The following is an 18,240-nucleotide window of genomic DNA, read 5'->3' as shown; positions in this document are numbered from 1 at the left end:
GATCGGCATGGTGATGCCACAGATGTCCGCCTCCTGAAAGGCGTCCGTACCGATGCAGTGCGTGGGGACCTGACCGGTGATGGCGACCAGTGGCACCGAGTCCATGTGTGCGTCGGCGATGGGGGTGACCAAATTGGTGGCGCCGGGACCGGAAGTGGCGATGCACACGCCGACCTTTCCGGTTGCCTGCGCATAACCCGTCGCGGCGTGCCCCGCACCCTGTTCGTGACGCACCAGCACATGGCGCATCCGGGAGGAATCCATCATGGGGTCGTAGGCGGGCAGAATCGCCCCGCCCGGAATTCCGAAGACGGTGTCGGCGCCGACCTCCTCCAGGGAGCGGATCAGTGCCTGTGCTCCGGTGATGGTGGTCTCCTCGATAGCCGTGTGTTCGATCTGGTCGGTCATGTGCCTGCTTCTTTCGTCCGGCCGGTGATGGAGGTCGAGGCGGGGGAGCCGGCGCACCCTGTGAGCCGGTCCCGGCCTGTGCGGGCCGTACGCGGTAGCGGTACTTCCTGGCCTCGTCGCCGTGCCGAGCGGTGTTTCAGCGGGCGGTGGAGCAGAGCGCCGGAGGTCATCCGGCGCCCCTGTGCGTTGGGGGTGACGTGCCGTCGGGGACGGTCACGGAAGGACGGGGGGGTGCTGGAACTGCGGTGGAGCCCCGCCGCGGCGGGGCGGGCGCGTACGGCAGCGGGTGGGCGGTCCGTCCGGCGCCTGTGGTGCGCGCCGGACGTGGTGGCCCGGTCGGGTAGGCCGCGCGGGGGAGGCCCGGGGGGTTGTCAGACCACCCCCGCGCGGGGTCTTTAAGCGGTCGCTTCCTCGGACGCGTCTTCTTGCTTGTCGACGGTCCGGGAGGTGACCAGCAGGAACACCAGGGCGATCACGGCGATACCGGTGCCCAGGGCGTACATGGTGCCCACGCCGGCGTGCAGCGTGGCGCCGCCGAGCAGGGTGCCGAGGCCGATGCCCAGGTAGATGCCGGAGGAGTTGAGCGAGACCACCAGCGGGGCCTCCTGCGGGGCGACCGCGATGAGCCGGTGCTGCTGCGGGGGCGTCTGGCACCAGCTACTGGCGCCCCAGCCGATCATCATCAGACCGACGACGACGGGCAGCGAGGCATCGGCGGCGGCGAGCCAGCCGAGCACCCCGAGCGAGACGACCATGGTGATGTATCCGACGGTCAGGGCCCGGGTGGAGCCCCAGCGGTCGGTGCCGAAGCCGGCCAGGAAGTTGCCGAGCACGGCGCCGATGCCGTACAGGAAGAGCATCCACACGTGGCGCGAGTCGGGGATGCCGACCGCGTCCAGGGCCTCGACGCTGTACGCGTACACGGTGTAGCTGGCGCCCATGCCGAGCACGGTCAGCGGCAGCACGGTCAGCACGGCCGGGTGGCGCAGCACCCCGAGCCGGGTCTTGAGCGGCACCCGGGGGTTGCCCGGCAGGTGCGGCATGATCCACGCCACCCCGATGGCGATCACCAGGCACAGTGCGGCGACCAGTCCGAGTGCGGTGCGCCAGCCGAGGACCTCGCTGGTCACGTTGCCCAGCGGCACGCCGAGTGCGGTGGCGATGGTGAGCCCGCCGACGACCACCGCGAGGGAGCGGGCGCGCAACTCCGGGCGGACCAGGGCGGCGCTGACGGCGCCGGCGTTGGGGGTGTACGCGGCGGCACCGGCGGCGGCCAGGACGCGGGTGATGATCAGGATCGGGAAGTTGGGTGCGAGGGCCGAGCCGAGGTTGGCAAGGCCCAGCACGATCAGCGCGCCGACCAGCAGGGCGCGGCGCGGCAGCCGGGCGGTGAGGGTGGCGAGCACCGGTGAGAGGACGGCGTAGGCGGCGGCGAAGACGGTGATCGACTGCCCGGCAGCGGCCGAAGAGACGTTGAGCGAGTCGGCCATGTCGGGGAGGAATCCGGCGACCACGAAGGCGTCCGTACCGACGGCGAAGGTGCCGAGCGCGAGGACGAGTGTGGAGGTGAGGCCGCCGCCCGGGCTGGCCTCCTTGGTCGTCGACTGGCCCCCGGTCGAAACCGAGACATTGGACATCCAGATTCTCCCTAGAATCTCGCGCCGAGCGCAAAGGAAATGATCTTTGACCGGCGCTGGGTGGTGCGGGTGTGGTGACCGGGCGGCGGGCAGGGGTGTGCCCGCGCTCCGGTGGAGCGGTGCGGAAGCCGGGGGTGGCCGGCGGATCAGACGACGGTGGAGTTCAACCGGGCGTAGAACTGCCGGGTGCGCTCCGCGGTCGCCTTGGGGGTCGCGTCCATGAGGTCGGCCAGGGTGTGTGCCGCGAGCTCGCGCCGCCAGGCCAGTTCGGCCTTGCGCATGGCGATGGAGATCCCGCAGGGCTGGCGGAACTCCATGGCGCTGCCTTCGACGCCCGCGCCCCGCTGCCGGATCTCCGTGCAGCGGAACGGGCTCTCAGGCCCCTCGATGGCGGCCACGACCTGCATGAAGGTGATGTCCTCCGGCGGGCGGGCCAGTTGGAATCCTCCCCGGAGACCGGGGGTGGACGTGAGGATGCCGGCCCGAACAAGCGCCTGGAGGCGCTTGTTCAGGTACGGCTGCGGCAACTCGAAACACGCTGCCAGCTTGGACGTCGGCACCGGACCCTCATCGGCCAGCCATGCCAACGTCAAGCAGCAGTGCAGTCCCCACTCGATCCCCTTGGCGAGTTGCATAACCTGGATGTTACACGTCCAGATTCCGTTCGCGCGCCAACCTCCGCGAAAGTACGTCAAGTTGTCGGGCCGTCAGCTCGGCGGGTGGCGTGCGGCATGCCGTACGCGACAGGGGACGTACGGCATGGCCCGGGGCTTCCGGCGTGGTATTGGGCGTACGACGTGGCCTGGGTGTGCGTGGTGCGTGATGTGCGGTGCGGGGGCGCGGCGGGGTGTCGCGCCCGCCGCGGCTCCGGCGCCGCCGGGTCGGGACCGGGTCAGGACTTCTCGATGACCGTCTTGATCCGCTCCAGCGTGCTGGCGAGGTCACCGCCGAGCTTGGCCTGCCACTCGGTGAAGAACCGGGTGCGCTCCGCGTCGTCCATCTCCGCGGTGATGCCCCGGATGCCCTCGGTGGCGGAGCCCATCCAGAAGTGGTGCGTCAGGACGCAGCCGTCGGCGGTGGATTCCAGGTCGAAGCCCCACACGCTCTCCTGCCGGGCGCCCTTGCTGTCGCGCATCGCCCAGCGGAAGGTCTGTCCGGGGTCCGCCGCCACCACCTCGGACTCGGTGGACCACCTCCCGCGCACCACCGGCGCCCAGGCCACCACGTCGGGGCTGCGTTCGTTGTCACCGCGGAAGACCGCTCCGACGGTGGCCGGCTCGCCGGCGATCCAGGTGCCGCCGACGCATTCGGGGCTCCAGTCGCCGCTGCGCGGCAAGTCGCTGATGACCGAGTAGACCTCGCTGGGCGTGGCGGAGACGAGCACCGAGGCCCGAGCCTGGAGGAGGGGCGCCTGAGCGGCGTTGGATTCACTCATGGGCAACAGGCTCGGGGGGCGGCTCCCGCAGGTCAAAGTGTGCGCTCGGGGTCCGTCAGGTCGGTGCCCGGGGGTGGCGCGGGGAGCTGCCGGGGCCGCCGCGGCACGCGTGGCCTCGCCGGCCGGCGGGGTGGGTTGGTGGGGGCCGAGTACGGCGACCGTACGGCGACCCGTACTCGGCCCGGTGCGGTGGTCTGGCAGCGGGTGGTGATGGTCCGTCACCTGAGGGTGTGTCGGCGGCTGCACCCTGCTGCCTGCTGCGCGTACCCCGCACGGTCGCGGGCGCGGGGCGGGCGGCGGTGTGGTCACAGTGCCTGGCCGAAGTGCAGGGCCGTGATCGCCATGCGATGGGCGTGGTAGAAGCGGTGGGCGTGGTGGTTGGTCACCCCCGAGTCCAGTTCGATGCGGGTGCAGCCGGCCGCGCGGGCGCGCGCCTCAAGCACGGCGAACATCCGGGCCCCGACGCCGCCGGAGCGCGCGTGCTCGGCGGTGACCAGGTCGTCCACGTACAGCAGCAGCCCCCGGCTGGTGGCGAGCACCCGGTGCGTCGCCACCGCCAGGCAGGTGCCCACCGGGTCGTAGCCGGCGGTGAAGACCAGGCCCTGGGCATGGGCCCGGGTGGCGAAGGTCGTGAACGCGTCCTCCGTCAGGCCGGGGCGCAGGGTGCGGATGAGCGGGGCCACGTCGGTGGCCATGGCGGCGTCGGTCGGGGCGATGTCGGTCGTCGTCAGCTCCACGCCGCGCATCGTAGGCCGCGCGCCTGGCGCGCCGGTACGGGCGGGGCCCGGCTGAGCCCCCGGCGGGCCGACCTGACGCACTCGGCCCGCGGAAGGTGAGGGCCGGGCCGTGGGCTGTCAGACTCGCGGCCATGCGTGCAGCGTTCATCCGGCGGCTCGGCCCGCCGGAGGCCATCGAGTACGGCACCCTCCCCGACCCCCGCCCCGGCCCCACCGACGTGTTGGTCGAGGTCGCGGCCACCACGGTGAACCCGGTCGACACCTTCGTCCGCTCCGGGCTCTTCCGCACGCCCACCCCCTTCCCGTTCGTCATCGGCCGGGACCTGGTCGGCACGGTCGCCGAACTGGGCCCCGGCGTCGACGGCTTCGCGGTCGGCGACGCGGTCTGGTGCAACAGCCTGGGGCACGGAGGCCGGCAGGGTGCCGCGGCCGAGCGCGCGGTGGTGTCCGCCGACCGCCTCTACCACCTGCCGCCGGGCGTGGACCCCGATGCGGCGGTCGCGGTGGTGCACCCCGCCGTCACCGCCCATCTGGCCCTGCTGACCCACGGCAGGCTGCGGGCCGGCGAGACGGTGCTGGTCGCGGGGGCCGCGGGCAACGTCGGATCTTCCCTGGTGGAACTGGCCGTGCGGGCCGGTGCCACGGTCGTGGCGACGGCGTCGGCCGGGGACCGGGCGCACTGCGAGGAACTCGGCGCCCGGTACGTCTTCGACTACCGCGACCCGCGGCTCGCCGAGCGCATCCGCGCGGTGGCCCCGCACGGCGTGGACGTACTCCTGGACACCTCGGGCCACAACGACCTGCCCCTCGCCGTGGATCTGCTGGCCTTCCGCGGCCGGATCGTGCTGCTGGCGGGGGCCCGCAGCCGGCCCGAACTCCCCGTCGGGCCGCTGTACATGAAGGACGGTTCGATCGTCGGCGTGGTCATCTCGCACGCCACGACGGCCGAGTTGGCCGAGGCCGCCCGATCGGTGGGCACGCTGCTGGCCCGCGGCGGACTGCGCCCCCGCGAACTGGAGCACGAACCGCTCAGCGCGGCGGCCAAGACGCACACCCGGCTGGAACGCGGCGAACTGCACGGCCGGCGCGTGGTCCTCCGCCCCGATCTGGACGGCTGAGCGCGCTCCGACCCGGGCGGTCGGCCGGTCCCGGCGGGCGGCGGGGCGCGCCGGGCGCCGGGAGGCGCTGGTGCGGTGGAGTGGTGCGCCGGCGGTGCTGACGGCCGGAGTTGCGGGGCTGGCGAGGCTGACGGCCCACGCGGGGCTGGTGGGACCGGTGGGCTTGGAAGGACCGGCCGGCCGGCCGGTTGCGGCGCGGCCCCGCCACCGGGCTCAGCGCGGCGTGAAGAGCTGAGCGAGTACGCGGCGCGCGGTGGCTTCGACGTCGGCTGAGCCGCTGCCGCTGCCGCTGCCACCATCACCGGCACCATCGCCATCACCGGCACCGCCGCCATCACCGGCACTGACGGCGGCGGGCAGCGCGCCGCTGAGCCAGAGCGCGGCGAAGCCGTGGGCCAGGCACCAGGCCGCGAGCTCGGCAGCCGCGGGGTCCGAGGCGGTGGCATCCGCCGCCGCGGAATCCGCGTGGAGAGGTGACGGCGGGGCCGTTGGCGACGAGGGCGCCGGCGATGAGGACGCCGCGGGCGGGGGCGCCGGTGCCGGCGGCACGGCTACCGCCGCGGGTGCTGACGCGGAGTGCTGGGCCAGGGCGCTGGTCAGGGACCGGTTCGCGCGCTCGCGCGCGGCGCTGACCTGCGGATCGTTCGTGTCGTAGAGGTCCGGTTGGAACATCACCGCGAAGTGGGCCCGGTGCTCGACCGCGAAGCGGACGTACGCCACGCCGACGGCCAGCAGATCGCCGCCGGCGCTGCCGAGCGCATCGGCCAACATGCCGTGCCCCTCGGCGGCGAGCGCGGTCAGCAGCCCCCGCTTGTCGCCGAAGTGGTGGGTGGGCGCGGCGTGCGAGACGCCCGCGCTGTGCGCGAGGGCGCGCAAGCTCAGCCCCGCCACACCACGCTCCGCGATCGTCGCGGCAGCGGCGGCGAGCAGGGTGCGGCGCAGATCTCCGTGGTGGTACGGGCGGGTAGCCATGCGGCCAGCTTATCTTGCTATTGACAAGATGGGGCAAATCGGGCGTATCTTGGCAGTGTCAAGTTCGATCCGAGGAGGATGTCATGGAACCTCTCGTGGCCCTGGTCGTCGGATTCCTCGGGGCGCGACTGGCCGGACTGCTCGGCGTGGACGCGCTGGACGGGTGGCACCCCGCGGTGCGCATCGGGCTGGCCCTGATGTTCGCCTTCACCGCGGTCGCCCACTTCCACCCGGCACTCCGTGCCGACCTCATCGACATGGTCCCGCCACGGCTGCCCCGTCCCGACCTGCTGGTGACCCTGACCGGTCTGCTGGAGGCGGCCGGCGCCGCAGCCCTGCTGGTGCCGACGTCCGCACGGTGGGCGGCTGCCGGATTGGCGCTGCTGCTCGTGGCCATGTTCCCGGCCAACGTCTCCGCGGCCCGCCGTCGGACCGCCCAGGGCGACCCGCTCGCCCGTCGTTCGGCGCTCCAGACCGGATACGTCGCGGTCGCGGCCCTCGCGGCGGCGCTCTGAGGGCCCGCGGGCCCGCCGGTTCGCGCACATCGATACGGGCGTACGCCCGCTCGGCGGGGGAGCGGGCGTACGCCGTACGCGGCTGTGGATGGGCTGTGTCTTCCGTGTTCCGTGGTGGGCGCTGCTGCATCCGTGCGCTGCGGCGAGCCCGTACCGCACCGTGCCTCCCGCCCCGCCCCTCCTGTGCTGCACCTCCTGCGCCGCCCCGCCCATGCGGCGCCGCCCCGTACGGCCCCTTCCGTACGCTGCTGCGTCGCCGACGCGCGCCGAAGGTGGTCGGCCTTGCTCGGCCTTGCGCCTCCGTCGGCCGATGCGGCCTTCGGCCGACGGCCTCGGCAATCAGTCCGCGGGGGCCGGGGCGGCCGGGGTGGCCGGGGTGGCCGGAGTGGTGAAGGCCGCGCGGTGGTGGCGGGCCAGTTCGGTGTAGCCATCGGCGTTGGCCCGGATGCCCGCGCGCTCCTCGTCGGTCAGCGGGCGCCGGACCTTGGCGGGCACGCCGGCCACCAGCGAGCCGGGCGGGATCCGCATCCCCTGCGGGACCAGCGCTTGGGCCGCGACCAGCGAACCTGCGCCCACCACCGCTCCGTTGAGCACGGTGGCGCCCATCCCGATCAGGCAGTCGTCCTCGATCGTGCAGCCGTGCAGGACGGCGTTGTGCCCCACCGTCACGCGCGCGCCGACCGTCACCGGAAAGCCCGGATCGACGTGAACGGTGCAGTTGTCCTGGATGTTGCTGCCGGTGCCCACCGCGATCGGGCCGCAGTCGGCCCGCAGCACGGCGTGGTACCAGACGCTCGCCCCCGCGGCCAACGTCACCTCACCGATGATCACCGACGAGGGGGCGGTGAACGCGTCGGCGCCCACCTGCGGCTCCTTGCCGCCGAACGCCGCGATCAATGCCTGCTGTGCCATCGCTGATCCCCTCCACGAACCCGGTGCGTGCACCCCGCACCGTATGCCACGCCCCGGCGCGCCCCGCGGCCGTGCCGGCCGGCTCGTACCCGGGGCTGCGGGCACGCCTCACAGCCCGTACGCCGGGCCCGCGCACCGGGCGGGGGAGGGTCGGGGCCGGCCGAACGGGGCGTGGGGCAGGCCGGCCGGCCGCGGGGTCACGCAGCCTGGCCGTCGGCCGCCACCACGGTGAACAGGCCGCCGTCCGGATCGCGCAGCGTCGCCTCGTAACCGTGCGGTGAGACCGTCGGGAGCGCCACCGCCGAGCCGCCGGCGTCGACGGCGACCCGTACCGCCCGGTCCACGTCCGGGCACGGGAAGTACACGTGCCAGCGGGGGCGGATGCTGGGGTCGGGGGCCGCCTCCACGGCGCCGCCGCGCAGCCCGGCGACGGCGTGTCCGCCGTCCTTGAGCAGCACCTGACCCTGCGCGTAGTCCACGTCGCACCCCGCCTCGCCGGGAATCGCCCACCGCAGGACCTCCCCGTAGAAGATGGCGGCGGCGAACGCGTCGCGGGTCCGCAGCTCCAGCCAGGCCGGCGCCCGGCCGCGCCCCACCGACCAAGGCAACACCGTCCCCTCCCACAGGCCGAACGTCGCCCCGTCGAGGTCTGCCGCGAGCGCCGCCCGGCCGTGGCCGAGGCGCAGCGGCCCCACCGCCACCGTCGCGCCGCGCTCACGGATGCGTGCGGTCGTCTCATCGGCGCTGGCCACCGCGAAGTACGGGGTCCACGCCACGGAGACGTGCAGCGTGCTGGCGAGCGCCCCGAGTCCGGCCACCGGCTGCCCGTCCAGGTGCGCCACGGTGAACTCGCTGCCCAGGTCGGCGGAGCGGAACGACCAGCCGAGCACGGCCCCGTAGAACTCCTGGGCGGCCGACAGGTCGCGGGCCAGCAGACTGACCCAGCAGGGCGCGCCCGGCACGGCGTGCCGGGCAGCCGGCTGGTGCGTGGAGACCGACATGGGTTTCTCGCCTCACTCCCGTCTCCCGGTGGGCCGGCACCGAGAAACTCGCTCGCTGTCGCCGTGACCCGCCCCCGCGGGTCACCTTGCCAGCTCCACCGGGGCCACGCACCTCGGCCCGGCCGTACGCCACGGGCGCGCGCCCACCCGCCCGGGACCGGACCCGGCACGACCGGCGGGGAGGTGGGGCACCGGGCCCGGCGCGTACGGGTTCCCAGGGGGATCGGTCTCAGACGGTTGGTTCGTGCTGGTTGGTTGATCGTTTGACCGTTTGCCGGCTGGCCCCCTGACCGGTTGGCCCCGGCTGTGGGGCTGTCCGAACGGCCCCGGTGCGTCGGGGCCGGGAGTCGAGGAGGGTGTCATCTGCCCTTGACGGCAGGGCTGTTAGCTTGACGCGCATGACCTTGCGCACACCTCAGGAAGCCTTCGCCGACGTCCGTCCCGCCAGCGCCTGCCTGGACCTGTTGGTGCCGCCCGTCGCCGACGCGGTACGTGCCTGGAGCGGGCCCGTGCCCGCCGACGAGGTGCAGTACGTGGACACCGACCCGGCACACGCCGACACCGCGGGTCTGGTGGCCCACTACGGGCCCTGGCTGCTCGACCACTCCGCGAACTGCGTCATCGTCGTCGGCAAGCGCGGCGGCACCGCCACCCTGGTCGCCTGCGTGGTGCCGTCCAGCTCCCGGGTGGACGTCAACGGCGTCGTCCGCCGCGAACTCGGCGCCCGCAAGGCGTCGTTCGCGGCCCGGGAGACCGCGGTCGGCGAGAGCGGCATGGAGTACGGCGGCATCACCCCGGTCGGCCTGCCCGCCGGCTGGCTGCTGCTGGTGGACGCCGCCGTCGTCGACCTGCCCTACGCCCTCCTCGGCAGCGGGGCCCGGCGCGGCAAGCTCATCGTGCCGGGCAAGGCGCTGGCCACCCTGCCGGGGGCGCGGGTCCTGGAGGGCCTCGGCGGCTGACCCGGCCCGGGCCAGGCCCGTCCCCGGCCACGCGCGGGTGCGTGCGTGGCCGGGGACGGGTGGCCGGTCAACCGCGCGGAGCGTCCAGACGGGGGATCTCGATCGCCGGGCAGCGGTCCATGACCATGGACAGGCCCGCCGCGCGGGTCCGCGCGTACGCCTGCTCGTCGACGACACCGAGCTGGAGCCAGACCGCCTTCGCGCCGATCGCCACCGCCTCGTCGGCGACGGCTCCGGCGAGTACGGAGTTCACGAAGACGTCCACCACGTCGACCGGGAAGGGGATGTCGGCGAGCGTGGCGTAACCGGGCTCGCCGTGCACCGACTCCGCCCTGGGGTGGACCGGCACGATGCGCTTGCCGAACTCCTGGAGCACCCGGGCCACGCCGTAGGCCGCCCGGTCCGTGTTGCGGGAGAGCCCGACCACGGCCCAGGTGTCGCCGGCGTCCCGCAGGATCGCGCGGACCGTCTCGTCGTTTGCGTTCATGCCCGCTCAACCCGTCCCGCCCGGCCGCCATTCCCACCATCCGTACGGGCACCACCGCCAGCCGCCCCCGCGCGGCCCGCCCCGGCTGATCCCCGCCCCGGCTGACGCTCGGCCGCCCGGCGCGCGGGGCCCCGGTGTCGGCGGCATAGGCTGGCCGAATGGCAGAGCAGTACCACACGGTCGCCCGCGAGGGCGTGCACGAGATCGAGATCAACAAGTCCCGCTTCCGCTGCGCGCTGGCGCCCGCGGCGAGCGAGAGCGAGGCACAGGAGTTCATCGCCCGCATCCGGCGCGAGCACCCGACCGCCACCCACAACTGCTTCGCCTACGTCATCGGCGCCGACGGCAACGTGCAGAAGGCCAGCGACGACGGCGAACCCGGCGGCACGGCCGGCGTCCCCATGCTCCAGATGCTGGTCCGCCGCGAGGTGCGCTACGTGGCGGCCGTCGTCACCCGCTACTACGGCGGCGTGAAACTGGGCGCCGGCGGCCTCATCCGGGCCTACGGCGGGGTGGTCGGGGAGGCGCTGGACACGCTCGGCACGGTCGTGCGGCAACGGTTCCGGCTGGTCACGGTCGTTACCGACCACCAGCGGGCCGGCAAGTTGGAGAACGACCTACGGGCCATGGGCCGCGCCGTGCGGGAGGTCACGTACGGCGAGGGCGTCACCATCGAGGTGGGGCTGCCGAACGCGGAGGTCGAGGCGTTCCGGGCCTGGCTCGCGGACAGCACGGCGGGCACCGCCCGCCTGGAGATCGGCGGCGAGGCGTACGGCGAGGTACGCGACGGCGCGTGACCGCAGCGCTCCGTGGCGCCAGCGCTCCGGCGACCGCAGCGCCCTCGCCGGGAGGCCCCTCCGCAGCCGCGTACGGGCCCTCCCGTCACCGCCGTCCGGCGAGGATGGAAAACTGTGTCGGGTGAGGGGCCGGACACGCAGCGGCACCGGCCCGGCAGCGGTCGGGCGCCGGGGCGGGGCCGGTGGCCGAAGGCGGAAGGGGAGCGACATGCGGGGCGGGGCGACCACGTGAGAATGCTGCACACCTCCGATTGGCACCTGGGCCGCTCCTTCCACCGCGTGAGCATGCTCGAAGCCCAGCGCGCCTTCATCCAGCACCTGGTCCGCACGGTCCACGAGCGCGAGGTGGAGGCCGTCCTCGTCGCCGGTGACGTCTACGACCGTGCGGTGCCGCCGCTCGCGGCGATCGAACTGTTCGACGACGCACTGCACCAACTCGCCCACTGCAACGTCCCCACCATCCTGATCTCCGGCAACCACGACTCGGCCCGCCGCCTCGGCGTCGCCTCCGGGCTGATCAAGCAGGCCGGCATCCACCTGCACACCGACCCGGCGCGCTGCGGAACACCGGTGGTCCTGTCCGACGCGCACGGCGACGTCGCCTTCTACGGGGTGCCCTACCTGGAGCCCTCCCTCGCCCGCGCCGCCGTCGGCGCCGACCGGGCCCGGCACACCGACGTGCTCGGCGCGGCGCTCGACCGGGTGCGGGCCGACCTCGCCGACCGACCGGCCGGCACCAGGTCCGTCGTCCTCGCCCACGCCTTCGTCGCCGGCGGCATCGGCAGCGACAGCGAGCGCGACATCACCGTCGGCGGCGTCAGCGCCGTCCCCGCCGCCGTCTTCGACGGCGTGGACTACGTGGCCCTCGGCCACCTGCACGGCAGCCAGCGCATCTCCGACCGGGTCCGCTACTCGGGCTCGCCGCTGGCCTACTCCTTCTCCGAGGTCAACCACCGCAAGTCCATGTGGCTCATCGACCTCGACGCGGCGGGCTCCGTGCAGGCCGAACGCATCGACTGCCCGGTGCCCCGGCCGCTGGCCCGCATCACCGGCCGGCTCGACGACCTGCTCACCGACCCTCGGCACGAGCCGTACGAGGAGTCCTGGGTGGAAGCGACCCTCACCGACCCGGCCCGCCCCCGCGAACCCATGGCCCGGCTCGCGCGCCGCTTCCCGCACCTGCTCAGCCTCGTCTTCGCGCCCGAGCGCAGCGAGACGGACGCCCACGCCTCGTACGCCCAACGGCTGCACGGCCGGACCGACCAGCAGGTCGCCGAGGACTTCGTGGCCCACGTGCGCCCGGGGCGCGGCGCCGACCACGCCGAGCGGGCCGTACTGGGTGAGGTGTTCGACGCGGTGCGCGTCGCGGCCGATCAGGAGGAGGCGGGGGAGTCGACGCGCACCGCAGCCAAGGGCACCGCGGGCGCCGGCCGCGCCCGCGTGCCCGGAATGCGGGCGGGCACCCCCGGCACCCGGCCCGGCACCGACGACCAGCAGGAGGCCGTCCGATGAGGCTGCACCGACTCGCCGTCACCGCCTTCGGCCCCTTCGCCGGCAGCCACGACATCGACTTCGACGCCCTGTCGGCCGCCGGCCTTTTCCTACTGCACGGGCCGACCGGCGCGGGCAAGACCTCCGTACTCGACGCCGTCTGTTACGCGCTGTACGGGGCCGTCCCCGGGGCCCGCCAGGGCAGCGCGCTCAGCCTGCGCAGCCACCACGCCGCGGCGCACACCCCCACCAGCGTGCTGCTCGAACTGACCGTCGCCGGCCGCCGGCTGGAGATCACCCGCCACCCCGAGCAACTGCGCCCCAAGAAGCGCGGCGACGGCATGACCCGCGAGAAGGCACAGACGCTGCTGCGCGAACAGGTGGGCAGCGGGCCGCAAGGGCCGGAGTGGAAGCCGCTCAGCCGCTCCCACCAGGAGGTCGGCGAGGAGATCGGTCAACTCCTCGGCATGAGCCGTGAACAGTTCTGCCAGGTCGTGCTGTTGCCCCAGGGCGACTTCGCACGCTTCCTGCGCGCCGACGACCAGGCGCGCGGCCAACTCCTCGGCAAGCTCTTCGACACCGGCCGCTTCGCCGCCGTCGAAGAACACCTGGCCGAACGCCGGCGCCGCACCCAGCGCCGGGTCGTCCAGGGCGACGAAGAACTGCTGCGCCTGGCCCACCGGATCGCCCAGGAAGCCGGCTCGTACGCGGACACGCGCCAGCAGCCGCTGCCCGACCTCAGCGCCGGTGAACCAGGACTGACCGGCGCTGTCCTGGAGTGGGCCGCCATGGCCCGCAGCGGGGCCCGCGAACGGCGCGACATCGCGCTGGCCGCCCTCCGAGCGGCCGAAGACACCCACGCCGAAGCCGACCGCCGCGCCGAGCAGGCCGCCGAACTCGACCGCCGTCAGCGCCGGTACGCCGAGGCCACCGCCCGCGCCGCCGAACTGGCCGGCCGCGCCCCGGAACGCGAACGCGTCAGGGAACGGCTGCACCGCGCCCGCGCCGCCGACGCCGTCACCCCCGCCATCGAACTGCGCCAGGCCGCCGAGCGCGACCACCACGCGGCCCGCGCCGCCGAGGCCCGCAGCCGCACCCACCTGCCGGCCTCACTCGCCACCGCCGACGGCCAGCACCTCGCGACCCTGGAGCGGCAGCGCCGCCAGGAGATCGGCGCCCTGGCCGCAGCCCGCCGCGCCGAACAGCGGGCCCAGCAGATCGAAAGCGAACTCCACGCCCTGGACCGGGAGTTCCGCGCCGACGAGGAGATCATCGCCGAGTCCGCCGAATGGCTCACCGGCTGGACCGAGCGCCGCCACGGCCACCAACAGCGCATCGAAGCGGCCCAGAGCGGAGCCGCCCGCGCCGACCAACTCGCGGCCCGCATCGAGCCCGCCGCCCGCGCCCTGGAAGCCGCCACCGAACGGGACCGGCTCACCGATCGCCGCACCGCCCTGCGCGCCGAGCGGCTGCACGCCGCCGAACGGGCCACCGCCTCCCGCGCCCACTGGCTCGACTTGAAGGAACGTCGGCTGCGCGGCATCGCCGCCGAACTCGCCGCCGCGCTGCGCCCCGGCGAACCCTGCGCCGTCTGCGGCAGCGCCGACCACCCCAGGCCCGCCCGGGCCGGCGCCGGCCACGTGGACCGGGCGGCCGAGGAAGCGGCGCACACCGCCTTCCAACAGGACGAAGCGGTACGCGAGGAGGCCGACGCGCAACTCGCGGCGGTCGACGCGGCGCTGGCCGCGGCGACCGCGAGCGCGGGAGAGGTACCGACCGCCGAGTTGGCCACGGCCCTGGCCGACCTGCGGCGCGAACACGCCACCGCCCAGGCAGCCGGCGCCCGCACGCACGCCGCCAAGGAAGAGCTGGACCGCGCCGAGCGCGAGTACGAACAGCGCCGCGCCCAGCGCGAGGACGCCGAACGCCGCTGCGCCGCCCGCACCTCGCGCCGCGAGGCGTTCGCCAGCGAACTCGCCGCACTGTGGACCGAGGTGGCCGAAGCAGCCGGCGACGCCGGCTCCATCGCCGACCGCGCCGACCGGCTCGACCGGCAGGCGACGCTGCTCGCCGACGCCGTGGAGGCGACCGCTGCGGCCCGGGCCGCGGCCGAGCGGCTGCGCGATGCCGAGGACCGGCTGGCCGCAGCCGCCCACCGGGCCGGCTTCACGACCGCGGAGGACGCCGCCGACGCCGTGCTCGACGCATCCCGCAGGACCGCGCTCGAAGACACCCTGGAACAGTGGCAGACCGAAGAGGCCGCGCTCGCCGCCGAACTGGCCGACCCGGCCGGCCGGGCCGCGGCCGAGCAGCCGCCGGCCCGTCTCGCGGCGGCCGAAGCCGCCCGGGCGAGCGCCACCCAGGGCCTGCGCGACGCCGCAGCCCGCGAGGCCGCGACCCAGCGCCGGTGCGCCGAACTCGACCAACTCTCCACCCAGGCCACCCGCGCCGCCCGCGCGCTTGGCCCGCTGCGCGCCGAGTACGACCGGGTCGCCGCGCTCGCCTCCCTGACGGCCGGCACCTCGGCCGAGAACGAACGCAAGATGCGGCTGGAGTCCTACGTGCTGGCCGCCCGGCTGGAACAGGTCGCCGCCGCCGCCAGCACCCGCCTGGAACGCATGTCGGCCGGCCGCTACACGCTGGTCCACTCCGACGCCCGCACCAGTGGCCGCGGCAGGGCCGGCCTCGGCCTCCAGGTCATCGACGCCTGGACCGGCAGCGAACGCGACACGGCGACGCTCTCCGGCGGCGAGACCTTCTTCGCCTCACTGGCCCTCGCCCTCGGCCTCGCCGACGTCGTCACCGACGAGGCCGGTGGCGTACGCCTGGACACCCTCTTCATCGACGAGGGTTTCGGCAGCCTCGACGAACAGACCCTGGACGAGGTCCTGGACGTCCTCGACTCGCTCCGCGAACGCGACCGCACGGTCGGCATCGTCAGCCACGTCGCCGACCTGCGCCAACGCATCCCCACCCAGCTTGAGGTGGGCAAGGGCAGGGCGGGCTCGGTGGTCAGGCACCGGCTGAACGGCTGACTGTCCGGACGGGCCCGCGGCCGGGACACCGTTGGCCGTAGCCGTAGCCGTAGCCGTAGCCGTAGCCGCCCGGCCGCCGCTAGCTGACGCCGTCGACCCGTTCCGGCCGCAGCCCCGGAGCGTCCCTGGCCGCCAGCCAGCGCGTCAGGTCCTGGGCCAGGTGCCCGATGTCGGCGACGACGTCGGTGGCGTGCTCGCCCCGGGCCGCGTCACGTCGCACCACCTCGTACCGCCCCGGGCCCCGGAGCGTCACGGACACCCGCCACGTCGCTGCGTCCGCGACGGGCCGTATGCGGACGAACCTGTTGTCCGTGGCATTGAGGTCGCCGAACAGCAGGAACAGCGCGTCCTCGGACGGATCGTCGATGTGATCGCCGTCCGCACTGTCCGCGACGTAGTACTCCGCAGGCACCGCACGCCCCTCCCCGCATGGCCTCTGGGTCGTTACCGAGCATGGCACGGGGGTCTGACATCGGCGGTCGGCGGCGGGCCGCGGAGTCGTCGTGGAGGGCTGCCGCCGGGAGCGCGGGCCCGGGGGACACTCCTCCGCAGGGGAGCGGAGCGGGGAGAGCCCGCCGCGCTCGGCTCGTACGCGTACGGACCTACCCGTCGGTGAGGACGGCCGGGCGACGCGAGCGCGGCCGGGACCACCAGCAAGGGCCGGACCGATCAGACGCGGACCAGGCCGGGCCGATGCGGACGGGGTCGAAGCGGTGCGGGCGGAGCCGAAACGGCCCCGGAGTGGCCGGGCGCCCCGCTGGCGTCCGGCCACCCCCGTACTCGCCGCTCACCGTGCGTCGGGGATCACGGTGTCGGGAGCGCCCGGCTCACAGCGCCGCGAGCTCGGCCACCAGGTCGTCCAGACCGAGCGAGCCCTGGGAGAGGGCCGCCATGTGCCACTTCTTGGCGTCGAAGGAGTCGCCGTGCGCCGCCCGAGCCGCGTCGCGGCCCGCCAGCCAGGCGCGCTCGCCCAGCTTGTAACCGATCGCCTGGCCCGGCATCCCGAGGTAGCGGACCAACTCGCTCTCCACGTAGTCCGACGGCCGGCCGCTGTGCAGGTCGACGAACTCCTGAGCCAGCTCCGGCGTCCAGCGCTCGCCCGGGTGGAACGGCGAGTGGTCCGGAATCTCCAGCTCCAGGTGCATGCCGATGTCCACGATCACCCGCAGCGACCGCATCATCTGCGCGTCCAGGTAGCCGAGCCGCCGCTCGGCGTCGGTGAGGTAGCCCAACTCGTCCATCAACCGCTCCGCGTACAGCGCCCACCCCTCGCAGTTGGCGCTGACCTGCCCCACCGTCGCCTGGTAGCGGGAGAGCTGGTCGGCCACGTGCGTCCACTGGGCCAGTTGCAGATGGTGGCCCGGCACGCCCTCGTGGTACCAGGTGGTCACCAGGTCGTACACCGCGAACCGGGTCTCGCCCATGGTGGGCAGCCAGGTGCGGCCGGGGCGGGAGAAGTCCATGGACGGGGCCGTGTAGTACGGCGCCGCGGCCGATCCCGGCGGCGCCAGCATCGACTCGACCTGCTTGATCCGGTCGGCGAGTTCGAAGTGCGTGCCGTCCAGCGCCTCGATCGTGTCGTCCATCAGCTTCTGGAGCCACACCCGGGTCTCCTCGGCCCCCTCGATGGCGGCACCGTGCTCGTCGAGGTGGTGCAGCACCTCCCAGGGCGTGGCGTCGGGCAGGATCTTGGCCGCCTCGGTGCGCATCTCCGCGTGGATGCGGTGGTACTCGGCCCAGCCGTACGCGTACGCCTCGTCCAGATCCAGGTCGGCACCGTTCCACTGGCGGGCCCAGCGGCGGTAGCGGTCGCGGCCCACCACGTCGGGCGCGCCCGCGATGCCCGGCGCGTAGCTGTCCCGCAGCCAGTCGCGCAGCGCCACCAGCGCACCGGTGGCCCCGGCCACCGCCGCGTCCAACTCGGTGCGCAGCTCCGCCGGGCCCTCCCGGGTGAAGTCGGCGAACCAGCCGCCGTCGGTGCCGATCCACTGCCCCAACTGCTCGATGACGGTGGAGACCTGGCGCGGGCCACCGGGCAGCCCCTGTTCAAGACCGGTCGCCAGCGAGACCCGGTAGCCCTCCAGGGAGTCCGGCACCGCGCGCAGCCGGGCCGCGATGTCGGCCCAGTGTTCCTCGGTCTCGGTGGGCATCAGCGTGAACGAATCGCGCACGAAGTGCAGCGGCGAGAACAGGTTGCTGACGGCCCGCAGGTGTTCCCCGGACTCGTGGATGGCGAGGTCGGCCGTCAGGCGCTCGCGCAACAGCCGGGCACAGCGCCGCTCGGCGTCACTGTCGGCGCCCGGCCGCGCCTCGGCCTCGGCGAGCCGGTCCAAGGTGGTACGCGACAACTCGGCCAGCGCCTGCTGCCCGGCCGGGGAGAAGTCGGGCAACAGCCGGGCGCTCTCCGGGACGCCCAGGTAGGTGCCGGTGATGGGGTCGAGTGCGACGAGGGCGTCGACGTAGGCGTCGGCGACCTGGCGCGGTAGGGGTGCGTTGATGATCTCGGACATGTGGTCATCCTCGTATGCCGGACGCCGTCGCGTCACTAGGAATCGAGGCACGGTCCCAGACGGCTCGAACCCCCACCCGCCCCGGCGGCCGGATGGCCGGGCGCGCCTGCCCCGGCCGGCCGACGACCACCCGCCCGGCGGTGCCGGTCGGGCCTGCCTGCGGGGTGTGCGCCGGCGTGGGGCGGGGCCTTCGCAGCCGCCCGTCGCGGCCGACGGGTACGTCAGG

17 protein-coding genes are annotated in these 18,240 nt (G+C 74.3%); 6 read left to right on the top strand and 11 right to left on the bottom strand.

From position 1 onward, the window contains the following. From ACMA1D_RS32620 to ACMA1D_RS32600, 5 genes are all read right to left on the bottom strand, one after another. On the bottom strand, nt 1–408 hold a 408-nt coding region (locus tag ACMA1D_RS32620), incomplete at its 3' end, for a thiamine pyrophosphate-binding protein (protein WP_414727583.1). A gap of 395 nt (nt 409–803) precedes the next feature. Then, entirely contained in the window at nt 804–2,045 is a 1,242-nt protein-coding gene (locus ACMA1D_RS32615) for an MFS transporter (RefSeq protein WP_414727582.1), read from the bottom strand. A gap of 146 nt (nt 2,046–2,191) precedes the next feature. Then, on the bottom strand, nt 2,192–2,680 hold the full coding sequence (locus tag ACMA1D_RS32610; protein ID WP_349996955.1) for an Rrf2 family transcriptional regulator: 489 nt from the start codon (nt 2,678–2,680) through the stop codon (nt 2,192–2,194). 257 nt (nt 2,681–2,937) lie between these two features. After that, nucleotides 2,938–3,480, bottom strand: a complete 543-nt coding sequence (locus tag ACMA1D_RS32605) for an SRPBCC family protein (RefSeq protein ID WP_414727581.1) — start codon at nt 3,478–3,480, stop codon at nt 2,938–2,940. Between the two features lie 305 nt (nt 3,481–3,785). Beyond that, entirely contained in the window at nt 3,786–4,226 is a 441-nt protein-coding gene (locus tag ACMA1D_RS32600) for a GNAT family N-acetyltransferase (RefSeq protein ID WP_414727580.1), read from the bottom strand. A 122-nt stretch (nt 4,227–4,348) separates the two neighbouring features. On the opposite strand from ACMA1D_RS32600, the gene ACMA1D_RS32595 reads away from it, so the two are divergent. After that, nucleotides 4,349–5,335 carry an NADPH:quinone reductase gene (locus ACMA1D_RS32595; RefSeq protein WP_414727579.1) on the top strand — a complete coding sequence of 329 codons (987 nt, stop codon included), beginning with the start codon at nt 4,349–4,351 and terminating at the stop codon, nt 5,333–5,335. A 213-nt stretch (nt 5,336–5,548) separates the two neighbouring features. Here the strand turns inward: ACMA1D_RS32595 and ACMA1D_RS32590 are convergent, their stop codons facing one another. Then, nucleotides 5,549–6,307, bottom strand: coding sequence for a TetR/AcrR family transcriptional regulator (locus ACMA1D_RS32590; protein WP_414727578.1), 759 nt, complete (start codon nt 6,305–6,307; stop codon nt 5,549–5,551). Between the two features lie 83 nt (nt 6,308–6,390). Between ACMA1D_RS32590 and ACMA1D_RS32585 the strand changes: the two genes are divergently transcribed. Continuing rightward, nucleotides 6,391–6,822, top strand: a complete 432-nt coding sequence (locus ACMA1D_RS32585) for a MauE/DoxX family redox-associated membrane protein (protein WP_414727577.1) — start codon at nt 6,391–6,393, stop codon at nt 6,820–6,822. Between the two features lie 339 nt (nt 6,823–7,161). On the opposite strand, the gene ACMA1D_RS32580 is transcribed toward ACMA1D_RS32585, so the two are convergent. Both ACMA1D_RS32580 and ACMA1D_RS32575 read right to left on the bottom strand, forming a co-directional pair. After that, a complete protein-coding gene (locus ACMA1D_RS32580) occupies nt 7,162–7,734 on the bottom strand; it encodes a gamma carbonic anhydrase family protein (RefSeq protein WP_414727576.1) in 573 nt (190 codons plus the stop codon). Nucleotides 7,735–7,931: 197 nt separating this feature from the next. Further along, a complete protein-coding gene (locus ACMA1D_RS32575; protein ID WP_414727575.1) occupies nt 7,932–8,735 on the bottom strand; it encodes a VOC family protein in 804 nt (267 codons plus the stop codon). A 398-nt stretch (nt 8,736–9,133) separates the two neighbouring features. On the opposite strand from ACMA1D_RS32575, the gene ACMA1D_RS32570 reads away from it, so the two are divergent. Then, on the top strand, nt 9,134–9,694 hold the full coding sequence (locus tag ACMA1D_RS32570; RefSeq protein WP_414727574.1) for a YbaK/EbsC family protein: 561 nt from the start codon (nt 9,134–9,136) through the stop codon (nt 9,692–9,694). Nucleotides 9,695–9,761: 67 nt separating this feature from the next. Here ACMA1D_RS32570 and ACMA1D_RS32565 read toward each other — a convergent pair whose 3' ends face one another. Next, entirely contained in the window at nt 9,762–10,181 is a 420-nt protein-coding gene (locus ACMA1D_RS32565) for a CoA-binding protein (protein ID WP_414727573.1), read from the bottom strand. Nucleotides 10,182–10,339: 158 nt separating this feature from the next. Here ACMA1D_RS32565 and ACMA1D_RS32560 point away from each other — a divergent pair, with 158 nt between their 5' ends. From ACMA1D_RS32560 to ACMA1D_RS32550, 3 genes are all read left to right on the top strand, one after another. Beyond that, nucleotides 10,340–10,978, top strand: a complete 639-nt coding sequence (locus ACMA1D_RS32560) for a YigZ family protein (protein ID WP_414727572.1) — start codon at nt 10,340–10,342, stop codon at nt 10,976–10,978. A 228-nt stretch (nt 10,979–11,206) separates the two neighbouring features. Next, nucleotides 11,207–12,490: an exonuclease SbcCD subunit D gene (locus ACMA1D_RS32555; RefSeq protein ID WP_414727571.1), complete on the top strand. Its 1,284-nt coding sequence runs from the start codon at nt 11,207–11,209 to the stop codon at nt 12,488–12,490. Continuing rightward, on the top strand, nt 12,487–15,504 hold the full coding sequence (locus tag ACMA1D_RS32550) for an AAA family ATPase (protein ID WP_414727570.1): 3,018 nt from the start codon (nt 12,487–12,489) through the stop codon (nt 15,502–15,504). Before ACMA1D_RS32555 ends, ACMA1D_RS32550 begins: the two co-directional genes overlap by 4 nt. 79 nt (nt 15,505–15,583) lie before the next feature. On the opposite strand, the gene ACMA1D_RS32545 is transcribed toward ACMA1D_RS32550, so the two are convergent. Both ACMA1D_RS32545 and ACMA1D_RS32540 read right to left on the bottom strand, forming a co-directional pair. Further along, nucleotides 15,584–15,916: a hypothetical protein gene (locus tag ACMA1D_RS32545; protein WP_414727569.1), complete on the bottom strand. Its 333-nt coding sequence runs from the start codon at nt 15,914–15,916 to the stop codon at nt 15,584–15,586. A gap of 415 nt (nt 15,917–16,331) precedes the next feature. Further along, complete coding sequence (locus ACMA1D_RS32540; RefSeq protein ID WP_414727568.1) at nt 16,332–18,014, bottom strand: DUF885 domain-containing protein; 1,683 nt, start codon at nt 18,012–18,014, stop codon at nt 16,332–16,334. Nucleotides 18,015–18,240: the final 226 nt, after the last annotated feature.

This window comes from Streptomyces sp. 796.1 (assembly GCF_047525675.1).
Classification (GTDB): domain Bacteria; phylum Actinomycetota; class Actinomycetes; order Streptomycetales; family Streptomycetaceae; genus Streptomyces.
This window is presented reverse-complemented; position numbering and strand designations above follow the sequence as displayed.